Annotated in this window: 7 protein-coding genes; 5 read left to right on the top strand and 2 right to left on the bottom strand. The window is 67.1% G+C overall.

Annotated elements, in window-relative coordinates; genetic code table 11:
• Positions 1-18 precede the first annotated feature (18 nt).
• From ACTS1X_RS13480 to ACTS1X_RS13460, 5 genes are all read left to right on the top strand, one after another.
• Positions 19-1,887 (top strand): putative nucleotidyltransferase substrate binding domain-containing protein, encoded by a 1,869-nt coding sequence (locus ACTS1X_RS13480; protein WP_442614923.1) that lies wholly within the window; start codon positions 19-21, stop codon positions 1,885-1,887.
• Complete coding sequence (locus tag ACTS1X_RS13475) at positions 1,884-2,564, top strand: exonuclease domain-containing protein (RefSeq protein WP_442614922.1); 681 nt, start codon at positions 1,884-1,886, stop codon at positions 2,562-2,564. Before ACTS1X_RS13480 ends, ACTS1X_RS13475 begins: the two co-directional genes overlap by 4 nt.
• Positions 2,565-2,690: 126 nt before the next feature.
• On the top strand, positions 2,691-2,987 hold the full coding sequence (locus ACTS1X_RS13470; RefSeq protein ID WP_442614921.1) for a DUF4212 domain-containing protein: 297 nt from the start codon (positions 2,691-2,693) through the stop codon (positions 2,985-2,987).
• A gap of 11 nt (positions 2,988-2,998) precedes the next feature.
• Entirely contained in the window at positions 2,999-4,774 is a 1,776-nt protein-coding gene (locus tag ACTS1X_RS13465; RefSeq protein ID WP_442614920.1) for a sodium:solute symporter family protein, read from the top strand.
• A 133-nt stretch (positions 4,775-4,907) separates the two neighbouring features.
• Positions 4,908-8,285, top strand: a complete 3,378-nt coding sequence (locus tag ACTS1X_RS13460) for a hybrid sensor histidine kinase/response regulator (RefSeq protein ID WP_442614919.1) — start codon at positions 4,908-4,910, stop codon at positions 8,283-8,285.
• Here ACTS1X_RS13460 and ACTS1X_RS13455 read toward each other — a convergent pair.
• Positions 8,282-8,926: a response regulator gene (locus tag ACTS1X_RS13455; protein ID WP_442614918.1), complete on the bottom strand. Its 645-nt coding sequence runs from the start codon at positions 8,924-8,926 to the stop codon at positions 8,282-8,284. The two genes, ACTS1X_RS13460 and ACTS1X_RS13455, sit on opposite strands and share 4 nt — an antisense overlap.
• Positions 8,927-8,928: 2 nt before the next feature.
• Complete coding sequence (acs, locus tag ACTS1X_RS13450; RefSeq protein WP_442614917.1) at positions 8,929-10,899, bottom strand: acetate--CoA ligase; 1,971 nt, start codon at positions 10,897-10,899, stop codon at positions 8,929-8,931.
• Positions 10,900-11,049: the final 150 nt, after the last annotated feature.

Below are 11,049 nucleotides of genomic sequence, written 5' to 3'. Positions count from 1 at the left end.
AGGATGGGAGCTTCGACGATGGAAATTGCAGAAATCGCGTCCTTTCTCGCGCGGCACGATCCGTTCGCCGCGCTGTCGGACCGACTCCGCGACGCGCTGAGCCAGGCGATCGAGATCCGCTATTTCCCAAGAGGTTCTGCCATCATCGAAGCCGGGGCGACCAACGCGCATCTCGGCATCGTGCGTTCGGGCGCGGTCGAACTGAGGCTCGGCGGCACCGAACTGAACGCGCGGCTCGGCGAGGGGCAATGCTTCGGCTACCCCTCCCTGCTGCGCGACGGGATCGCGCGCAACGAGGTCGTCGCGCTCGAAGACACTTTGCTGTACCGGCTTCCGGCCGAGAATTTCCACGCGCTGAACCGGCAAAGCGAGGCGTTCCGCAGCTTCTTCGTCGCCGACGAGAACGCCCGGCTCAGGCAGGCGGTGAAACGGCTCGAGGCGATGCGCGAAACCGACGGTTCCGGCCCGGTACACGCGCAGATCGGCCAGCTTCTGCGTCGCCGCGACGTCATTTCGGCCGACCCCGAGACCCCGATCCGCGATGCGGCGCGGCTGATGACCGAGGCCGATGTGTCGACCCTGCCGCTGATCGCCGACGGGCGGCTGGTCGGCATCGTGACCGACAAGGACCTGCGGCGTCGGGTGCTGGGCGCGGGCCGCTCTCCCGATGCGCCGGTCGCGACGATCATGACCGCCGACCCGGTCACCGTCGGCGCCGACGACGACATGCTGTCCGCCATGCTGACGATGAGCGAGCGGAACATCCACCATCTGCCCGTGACGGACGCCGACGAGCGGCTGATCGGCGTGCTCGGCGCGAGCGATCTGCTCAACCGCTTCGGGACCAGCGCCGTCCATGTCGTTTCCCGCATTCGCGGCGCGGCGGATGCGCATGCGGTGGCCGAGGCGACCGCGCGGCTGCCCCAGGCGCTGATCCATCTCGTCGAGTCTGGCGTCGATGCCGAGCATGTCTCGCGCTTCGTCTCCTCGATCGGCGAGGCGGCGCACCAGCAGCTGCTGACCCTGGCGATGGACGCGCTGGGGCCCGCCCCGGCGCCGTTCGCGCTCGCCATATTCGGGTCGCTCGCGCGGCAGGAACAGGCGCTCGGCTCCGACCAGGACAATGGTTTCGTTTTCGGCGACGGGTACGATCCGGCCGCGCATGACGGCTATTTCTCCGAACTCGCCGCCCGCCTAAGCGACGCGCTCAGCGCGGCGGGCTATATCTACTGTCCGGGCGATATCATGGCGACCAATCCGCGCTACCGGAAGGGCGCGGCCGACTGGATGGCCGATTACGAGAACTGGATCACCAAGCCCGATCCCGACGCGATCCTCAACTCGACGATCTTCTTCGATCTGCGCGGCATCGCCGGAGACGCCGGTCTCGTCGACGCATTGCGCGGCGATATCCATGCAAAAGCGCGCGACAACAGGATATTCCTGTCCTTCATCGCGCGCGCCGCCGCCAAGAACCGCGTGCCGCTCGGCTTCTTCCGCACGTTTCTGCTCGACCATGACGAACGAGAAGGCGATGTGCTCGATCTCAAGCACCAGGCGATCGCGCCGATCGTCGATATCGCGCGCGTTTACGCGCTGGCGGGCGGCATCGCGGAGGCGAACAGCAAGGCGAGACTTGCCGCGGCGGCAAGCGAGGGCGTCATCGGAGAGGCCGCGGCGGCCGATCTCGCCGATTGCTTCGATTTCGTTCGCGGCGTGCGCTTCCGGCATCAGGCCGCGCAGATCCGCAATGGCGATCACCCGACCAACAAGCTCTCCCCGGCAGGCCTGTCGCGGTTCGAGCGCGAACATCTGAAGGACGCGTTCAAGGTGATCCGCGAGCAACTCGATGCGGTCAGCCGGACCTTTGCCGGCGGCATCACATGATCTTCGGCCGGCGGGGGCGGTTCGAGCGCCAGCGCGCCCGCGCCGCGGCGAGCGCCAGGGGCACCCCGCTCGACGATTTCTACGCGGTCGATCCGCCCGATTTCACGGCCGATGCCGATGCCATGGCGATGATCGCGATCGATCTCGAAACCGACGGACTGGATGCGCGGCACGACGCGATCCTCGAGGCCGGCTGGATCGGGCTGACCCCGCGCGCGATCAGCGCCGCAAGCGCCGGACGTCTGCGCGTCCGGCCCGAACGGAAGCTGAGCGAGCAAAGCGTCGTCATCCACCATATCATGGATGACGAGGCGGCCGACGGGCTCGCCGAAGCCGAGGCGCTTGCGGCACTGCTGCCCGCGCTGGCGGGGGCGCCGCTGGTCGCGCATTTCGCCGAAATCGAGCGCGGTTTTCTCGACACCGCCTGCCGCCGCTGTTTCGGCGCGCCCTTCGTCGCGCCGTTCATCTGTACGATGCAGCTCGAGCAGCGCTGGTACCCGGCGACACGCGCAGCCGACGGCCTGCGGCTCGGCAAGCTGCGCGCGCGCCACGGCCTGCCCGCCTATCGCGCGCATGACGGCCTGACCGACGCGCTGGCCTGCGCCGAACTGTTCCTCGCCCAGCGCGCCAAACGCGGCGACGGCCCGGTGCGGCTCGGCGATCTCCTCGCCCGCTAGCGCCGGAAAATTCCCATTAGACCAAAGTCGCGCTGTCAAATCGCGCGCTATCGACTAGCCTCCTGGCCGGAGAATGGAATCCCGGGGCGCGTCTCCCGGGCGAGAAAACAACGGGAGGGGTAGACGATGTCCGACGATAGCAGCCGAAAATCCGGCGAAGACGACCATGTCACGAGCGATACCGAGCAGGCCTATTGGAAAGCCAATATCCGGTTGCTCGTGACCCTGATGAGCATCTGGTTCATCGTCTCGTTCGGGGCGGGCATCCTGTTCCGATCGTTCCTCGATCAGTTTTCGCTCGCCGGCTATCCGCTCGGCTTCTGGTTCGCCCAGCAGGGCTCGATCTACGTCTTCATCGTCCTGATCTTCTTCTACACGATCCGCATGAGGCAGATCGAACGCACCTTCGACCTCGACGACTAGGAGACGGGACAATGGCTACGCAAACCTTGATCTACCTGTTCGTCGGACTGTCTTTCGCGATGTATATCGGCATCGCGATCTGGTCGCGCGCGGGATCCACCAAAGAATTCTACGTCGCGGGCGGCGGGGTGAACCCGGTCGTCAACGGCATGGCGACGGCGGCCGACTGGATGAGCGCCGCGAGCTTCATCTCGATGGCCGGGCTCATCGCCTTTCTCGGCTATGACGGTTCGGTCTATCTGATGGGCTGGACGGGCGGCTATGTGATGCTCGCGCTGCTGCTCGCGCCTTACTTGCGCAAGTTCGGCCAGTTCACGGTGCCCGATTTCATCGGCACGCGCTATTATTCCAAGGCGGCGCGCGTCGTCGCCGTGATCTGCCTGATCTTCATCAGCTTCACCTATATCGCCGGGCAGATGCGCGGCGTCGGGATCGTCTTTTCGCGCTTCCTCGACGTGCCGATCAACCTCGGCGTGATCATCGGCATGGGCATCGTGTTCGTCTATGCCGTGCTCGGCGGGATGAAGGGCATCACCTACACCCAGGTCGCGCAATATTGCGTGCTGATCTTCGCCTATATGGTACCGGCCTTCTTCATCAGCTTCCTCGTCACCGGCAATCCGATCCCGCAACTGGGCCTGGGGTCCACCGTCAACGACGGGTCGGGGATGTACGTGCTCGAACGATTGGACATGGTGCTGCAGGATCTGGGCTTCGGACCCTATACCGAGGGCTCCAAATCGATGATCGACGTGTTCTGCATCACCGCCGCGCTGATGATCGGCACGGCCGGGCTGCCGCACGTCATCGTGCGCTTCTTCACCGTGCCCAAGGCGTCCGACGCCCGCAAATCGGCGGGCTGGGCGCTGATCTTCATCGCCCTGCTCTACACCACGGCCCCGGCGGTCGGCGCGTTCGCCCGGATCAACTTCATCGATACGGTCAACGAGCAAAGCTATGCCGACGCCCCCGAATGGTTGACCAATTGGGAGTCGAACGACCTCATCGCCTTTACGGACAAGAATGGCGATGGCGTGATGCAGTATCGCAGCGGCGAGGCCTTTGCCGGATCGCCGAACTTCACCGGCGAAACCGGGCCGTCGGGCGAGCGGCTCGTCGACAATGCGCCCAATGCCGAGAGCGCCAACGAGGTCTATGTCGACCGCGACATCATGGTGCTCGCCAATCCGGAGATCGCCAACCTGCCGGGCTGGGTGATCGCCTTGGTCGCGGCCGGCGGGCTCGCCGCCGCGCTTTCGACGGCGGCCGGGCTGCTGCTCGTCATCTCCTCGTCGATCAGCCACGACCTGCTCAAGCGGACGTTCAAGCCGAACATCAGCGAGCGCGGCGAGCTGATGGCGGCGCGCATCGCGGCGACGGCGGCGATCTTCGTGGCGGGCTATCTGGGCATCTATCCGCCCGGCTGGGTCGCGCAGGTGGTCGCCTTCGCCTTCGGGCTGGCCGCAGCCTCGCTGTTCCCGGCGATCTTCATGGGCATCTTTTCCAAGCGCATGAACAAGGAGGGGGCGATCGCGGGCATGGTCACGGGCCTCGCCTTCACCTTCCTCTACATCGCCTATTTCAAGCTCTGGAATCCGGACGCCAATGTCGCGGCCAACTGGTTCCTGGGCATCTCGCCCGAGGGCATCGGCGTGATCGGCATGCTGCTGAATTTCGCGGTGGCGATCATCGTCTCGCGGATGACGGCGAGCCCGCCGATCGAGGTGCGGCAGCTGATCGATTCGATCCGCGTGCCGCGCGGCGCGGGAACGGCCTCGGCACATTGACCCTCCCCCCGTGCCGAAGCAGGAAGGGGCGGCCGGCAACGGCCGCCCCTTCTGTTTGGGATTTCGGGACTTTGGCGATAAGGTCGCAACCGATCCGCCGGCCAGCGAAGCCGGCGGACGGAGAGGATGAACTATGGCGATCTGGATCGCGCTGGCGACGGCGATCCTCTATTGCGCCGGGCTGTTCCTGCTTGCCCATGCCGGCGATCTCGGCCGGATGCGGTGGAGCGACCGGCGGATGGGCTGGATCTACGGCCTGTCGCTCGCCGTCTACTGCACGAGCTGGACCTTTTACGGCGCGGTCGGATCGGCGATCGCAACCGGTTGGCAGTTCCTGCCCATCTATCTCGGGCCGATCCTGCTGTTCACCGTCGGCTACCCGATCGTCCGCCGGGTGTTGCGCATCGGCAAGGCGCAGCACAGCACCTCGATCGCCGACTTCCTGTCCGCCCGCTACGGCAAGAGCGCGTCGATCGCCGCCCTGGTCACGGTCATCGCGACGATCGGCGCGCTGCCCTATATCGCGCTGCAGCTCAAATCGGTCGGCGAGACACTGCTCGCGCTGTCGCCCGATATCGCCGCCACCTTCCGGACCGACGATGTCGTGCTCGCGGTCACCGCCGCGATGGCGGTGTTCGCGGTCCTGTTCGGCACGAGCCGGATCGACCTGACCCAGCATAATCGCGGCATGGTCCTCGTCATCGCGCTCGAAGCGGCGATCAAGCTGCTGGCGCTGTGCGCGGTGGCGATATTCGCGGCGATCCTGCTCTATGCCGAACCTTCCGCCGTCGCCCGCGCCGCCCCGGCTCCGATCTTCAGCCTGTCGCAGATCGACATGCGGTTCGCCGTCCTCGTCCTGATCGCGGCCTGCGCCGCGCTCTGCCTGCCGCGCCAGTTCCACATGACGGTCGTCGAGGCGCAGACCGACCGGCCGGACCGCGCGATGCGCTGGGTCTTCCCGGCCTATCTGCTGCTGACCTCGCTGGCGGTGTTCCCGATCGCGATGGCCGGCGTCGCGCTGTTTCCGCAAGGCAGCGTCAGCCCGGACATGACGGTGCTGGCGCTGCCGCTCCGGTTCGATGCCGACTGGCTCGCGATCTTCGCCTTTATCGGCGGGTTCTCGGCGGCGACGGGCATGATCATCGTCGCGACGATCGCGCTGTCGAGCATGATCACCAACGACATCATCGTGCCGCTCGCCTATCGCGGGCGGATGCGGCGCGGCCGGCGCGACATACCGCTCGGTCCGGCGCTGCTGCGGATCCGGCGCGCGACCATCGCCGCCTTGCTGGCGCTCGCCTATTTCTACTACCGCTCGATCGACGAGGCGACACTGCTCGCCGGGCTCGGTGTGCTGTCCTTCGCCGCCGCCGCGCAGTTCGCGCCGGGGCTCGTCGCCGGGCTCTACTGGCGCGGCGCGAACCGCATCGGGATGATCGCCGGGCTGGTCGCCGGTTTCGCCGCCTGGCTAACTCTGCTGTTCGTTCCCGCCTATCTCGACGCGCCGCCACCTGCGATCATCGGCGAAGACATATTGGTCTCCGGCGTGCTGATCAGCCTCGGCGCCAATATCGCGCTGCTCCTGCTCTTCTCGATGTTCGGCGAGGCGAACCTTGTCGACCGCACCCAGGCCGCCGCCTTCGTCTCCTCGCGTCCGTCGCCCGCCGGCGCCGCCCGCCTGTCGACCAAGGCCCGGGTCGCGGACCTCCGCCTGCTGCTCGCCGAGATCGCCGGCCCCGAGCGCAGCCGCACGGCGATCGACGCGCTGCGGGTGAGCAGCGCCCGGCCCTATGCGGATTCCGATCCGGCGGACGCGGATATCGCCGCGCTGGTCGAACGTCAGATTTCCGGTATCCTGGGTGCCTCCTCGGCCCGCGCGCTGGTCGTTTCCACGCTCGAGGGCGACCCGCTGGCGCTCGAGGACGTCGTCGCGATGTTCGGAGAGACCTCGCAGCGCCTGCAGTTCAGCGCCGATACGCTGGAAATCGCGATCGAGAATATCGACCAGGGCGTTTCGCTGGTCGACCGCGATCTCCGGCTGACGGCGTGGAACAGCCGTTATGTCGAGATGTTCGGCTATCCCGACGAACTCGTCACCGCCGGTCGGCCGATCGCCGATCTGATCCGCTTCAACCTCCGAAAGGCGGGGCTGGACGGCGCGGAATGCGAGCGCCAGATCGAGCGGCGGATCGCCCATCTGCGCGCGGGCCGCCGTCACAGCGCCGAAAGCGAACAGCCCGACGGCCGCTATCTGCGCATCCAGGGCCGGCCCGCGCCCAATGGCGGCTATGTGACGAGCTATACCGACATCACCGCCGACCGCCTGGCTGAACTGGCGCTCGAAGCGAAGATCGCCGAGCGCACCGAGCAGCTGGTCGCGGCCAACCGGGCGCTCGAGCGCGCGACGCGATCCAAGACCCGCTTCCTCGCCGCGGCGAGCCACGATCTCGTCCAGCCGATGAACGCGGCCCGGCTGTTCAGTTCCGCGCTGGCCGAGGAGATTGGCGGCGAGAACGGCTTCGAAAAGGCCAAGGCGCGCGAACTGCTCGAGCGGATCGATCGCTCGATCGGATCCGCCGACCAGCTGCTCCGCGCGCTGCTCGACATTTCGAAGCTGGACGGCGGCGGCCTCGAGCCGCGCCCGACGCGCTTTCCGATCAACGACCTGATCGAGGAGATCGAATCGGAATTCGCCGCGCGGGCCGAGGCCAAGGGATTGCGCTTCCGGGCCGTGCGGTCGAGCGCCTGGATCGAAACCGATCGCGGCCTGCTGCTGAGCATATTCCAGAATCTCACGGCCAACGCCGTGCGCTATACCGATAGCGGCGGCGTGCTGGTCGGTTGCCGCCGGCGCGCCGGAGGCATCGCGATCACCGTGGCCGACACCGGTATCGGCATCCCGGAGGACAACCAGCCACAGATTTTCGACGAGTTTTCGCGCTTTGCCGGAGAGCGGGGCGCGAACGGGCTGGGGCTCGGGCTCGCCATCGTCCGGCGGATCGCCGATCTTCTGGACGTCGAGGTGGCCGTGCAGTCCGTCGAGGGCCGCGGCAGCTGTTTCAGTCTGGTCTTGCCGGCGCGGTTCGAAGCGGCGGAACCGCCGCCGGCCGCGATGACGGCTTCGCCCGCGCCCGCCGCGTTGGCCGATATGCGCGTCCTGTGCATCGACAACGATCCGGCGGCGCGGGAGGCGATCCTCGCGCTGTTCGAACGCTGGGGCGTCGATTGCGAGATCGCCGCGGGCAAAGCCGATGCCGTGGGCAAGGCGCAACCCGACCTGGTCGTGATCGACTACCGGCTCGATGACGGACTGACCGGCGACAGCCTCTACGAAACATTGTGCGCGGCATGGCGTGCCCGCCCTCCGGCCATCCTGCTGACCGCCGAAGACGGCGCGCTCACCGAGGCGGCGGCCGAGGCGATCGGCGCCGAGCGGCTGCTGAAGCCCGTGCCGGCCGCGGTCCTGCGCGCGCTGCTGAGCCGGCTCGTCGCGGAACGGGCGATCGCCTAGCGCGTCAGGTCGGTCGCGGCTTCGTCGACATCGAGCTTGCCGGCGATCAGCACGGCCTGGGTACGGTTCACCGCGCCGAGCTTGCGGAACAGCGCGGTCAGATGCGCCTTCACCGTCGCCTCGGTGATGTCCATCTCGAACGCGATCTGCTTGTTGAGCAGGCCCTGGTTCAGATAGCCGAGAATGCGCCGCTGGGCCGGCGTCAGGCTGGCGAGCTTGTCGTAGATTGCGAGATCCGAATCCGCCCCTCCGTCATCCTCGGGGAACCAGAGATCGCCGGCACCGATCGCCGCGAGCGCCTCCTTCATCGCCGCAAGATCGGCCGATTTGGGAATGAAGCCCGAAGCGCCGAGCCGCCGGGCCGCCTGCCATACCGCCGGGCTTTCGCTCGCCGAGACGATCGCGACCGGTATGGCCGGGAAATCCTGGCGAAATTCGAGCAGCGCCGACAGGCCCCGGCTATCGGCCATGTGGATGTCGAGCAGCAGCAATTGGGCGGCGGTCCCTTCCGCCGCCTCGCGCGCCGCCCCGGCGGTCGCCACCTCGATCACCTCGGCATCGGGCCAGGTCCCTTCGACCGCCTGTCGCAGAGCGCCCCGGAAGAGCGGATGATCGTCGGCGATGATGACGGGTGCGGTCATGCCTACCGGTTCTGCCGTCCTTGGATCAATCCGTCCACCAGGTCCGGCTCGGCGAGCGTCGACGTATCGCCGAGCGCGCCGAATTCGTTCTCGGCGATCTTGCGCAAAATCCGCCGCATGATCTTGCCCGACCGCGTCTTCGGCAGCGCGGGCGTGAACTGGATGCAATCGGGCGTCGCGATCGGCCCGATCTCGCTGCGCACATGCTGCCGGAGTTCCGCCATCAGCGCATCGCCCGGCTCCTCGCCGCTGTTGAGCGTGACATAGCAATAGATGCCCTGGCCCTTGATATCGTGCGGATAGCCGACGACCGCGGCCTCGGCGACCTTGGCGTGCAGAACGAGCGCGCTTTCGACCTCGGCCGTGCCCATCCGGTGGCCCGACACGTTGATGACGTCATCGACCCGGCCGGTGATCCAGTAATAGCCGTCCGCGTCCCGCCGGCAGCCGTCGCCGGTGAAATATTTGCCGGGATAGGTCGAGAAATAGGTCTGCTCGAACCGCTCGTGATCGCCATAAACGCTGCGCGCCTGGCCCGGCCAGCTGGCGGTGATGCACAGATTGCCCTCGCTCGCGCCGTCGAGCACCACGCCCTCATTGTCGACGAGCTGCGGCTGGATGCCGAAAAACGGCCGGCCCGCACTGCCCGGTTTCATCGCGTGCGCGCCGGGAAGCGTGGTGATCATGATGCCGCCCGTCTCGGTCTGCCACCAGGTATCGACGATCGGCCGCTCGCCGTCGCCGACCGTTGCGTGATACCAGCGCCAGGCTTCCGGATTGATCGGCTCGCCGACCGATCCCAGCAACCGCAGCGAGGAGCGGTCATGTGCCTGCACCGGGCTCTCGCCCTCGCGCATCAGCGCCCGGATCGCGGTCGGCGCGGTGTAGAAGATGTTGACCTTGTGCCTAGCGACGATCGCCCAGAAACGGCCATGATCGGGATAGCTGGGTACGCCCTCGAACATCAGGCTCGTCGCGCCGTTGGCGAGCGGCCCGTAGACGATATAGCTGTGTCCGGTAACCCAGCCGATATCGGCCGTGCACCAGTAGATCTCTCCGGGCCGGTAATCGAAAACGTAATGGAATGTCGTCGCCGTCCAGACGGCATAGCCGCCGATGGTGTGGACCACGCCCTTGGGCTTGCCGGTCGAGCCCGAGGTGTAGAGGATGAACAGCGGGTCCTCGGCGGCCATCGGCTCGCATGGGCAGCTGTCCTCCATTTCGTCCGCCATCTCGTGATACCAGCGGTCGCGCCCCTCCCGCATCGCGACCTCTTCGCCGACATGCCGCACGACCAGCACCGCATCGACTTCCACACCCGCATGATCGAGCGCGGCGTCGACATTGGCCTTGAGCGGCACCGTCCGGCCGCCGCGCCGGCCGGCATCGGCGGTGATCACGAACCGGCTCTCGCAATCCTCGATCCGTCCGGCGAGCGCTTCGGGCGAGAAGCCGCCGAAGACGACCGAATGGACGGCGCCGATCCGGGCGCAGGCGAGCATTGCGATCGCGCCTTCGAGGATCATCGGCAAATAGAGCGTGACCCGGTCGCCCTTCTCCACGCCGAGCGCCTTGAGCGCGTTCGCCATGCGGACGACCTCGGTCTGCAGCTCGGCATAGGTCAGCGAGCGCCCGTCGTCGGACGGCTCGTCCGGCTCCCAGATCAGCGCGACATCGCCGCCGCGGCCCGCTTCGACATGGCGGTCGACCGCATTGTGGCAGATGTTGAGGACGCCGTCCTCGAACCATCTGATCGACACCGGGTCGAAGGACCAGCCGGCGATCCGGGTCGGGCGGACGAACCAGTCGAGCCGCTCGGCCTGGTCGGCCCAGAAGCTGTCGGGATCCTCTATGCTGCGCGCGTAGAGCGCTTCGTAATCGGCCAGCGCGCAATGCGTGTGCGGGTCCGCCGGCGCGGCGATCGCGCCGTCTCCTGGCTCGACGTCTTTTCTCTCGGTCATCTGCACGTTCATGTCCGCCTCTCCCCGTTATCTGTCGCCGGCCCGTCGCGGGCATCGCGGCGCAACAGGAGTGGATCGTAGCGGATAAGGGCGCGGGATCGGATACCGACATTGGTCTTAAGACCTATTGCCAATTTCGCCGCCCCCATGATGCCCGCCATC

Origin of the sequence: Parasphingopyxis sp. (assembly GCF_052168275.1) — a bacterium.
Taxonomy (GTDB): Bacteria; Pseudomonadota; Alphaproteobacteria; order Sphingomonadales; family Sphingomonadaceae; genus Parasphingopyxis.
The sequence above is the reverse complement of the archived record's forward strand: the minus strand, read 5'-3'. Positions and strand labels throughout refer to the sequence as shown.

Excerpts from the sequence above, each read along its gene's own strand:
- ACTS1X_RS13480 (WP_442614923.1), top strand. The coding sequence starts at position 19 with ATGGAAATTGCAGAAATCGCGTCCTTTCTCGCGCGGCACGATCCGTTC.
- ACTS1X_RS13475 (WP_442614922.1), top strand. The coding sequence starts at position 1,884 with ATGATCTTCGGCCGGCGGGGGCGGTTCGAGCGCCAGCGCGCCCGCGCC.
- ACTS1X_RS13470 (WP_442614921.1), top strand. The coding sequence starts at position 2,691 with ATGTCCGACGATAGCAGCCGAAAATCCGGCGAAGACGACCATGTCACG.
- ACTS1X_RS13465 (WP_442614920.1), top strand. The coding sequence starts at position 2,999 with ATGGCTACGCAAACCTTGATCTACCTGTTCGTCGGACTGTCTTTCGCG.
- ACTS1X_RS13460 (WP_442614919.1), top strand. The coding sequence starts at position 4,908 with ATGGCGATCTGGATCGCGCTGGCGACGGCGATCCTCTATTGCGCCGGG.
- ACTS1X_RS13455 (WP_442614918.1), bottom strand. The coding sequence starts at position 8,926 with ATGACCGCACCCGTCATCATCGCCGACGATCATCCGCTCTTCCGGGGC.
- acs (WP_442614917.1), bottom strand. The coding sequence starts at position 10,899 with ATGAACGTGCAGATGACCGAGAGAAAAGACGTCGAGCCAGGAGACGGC.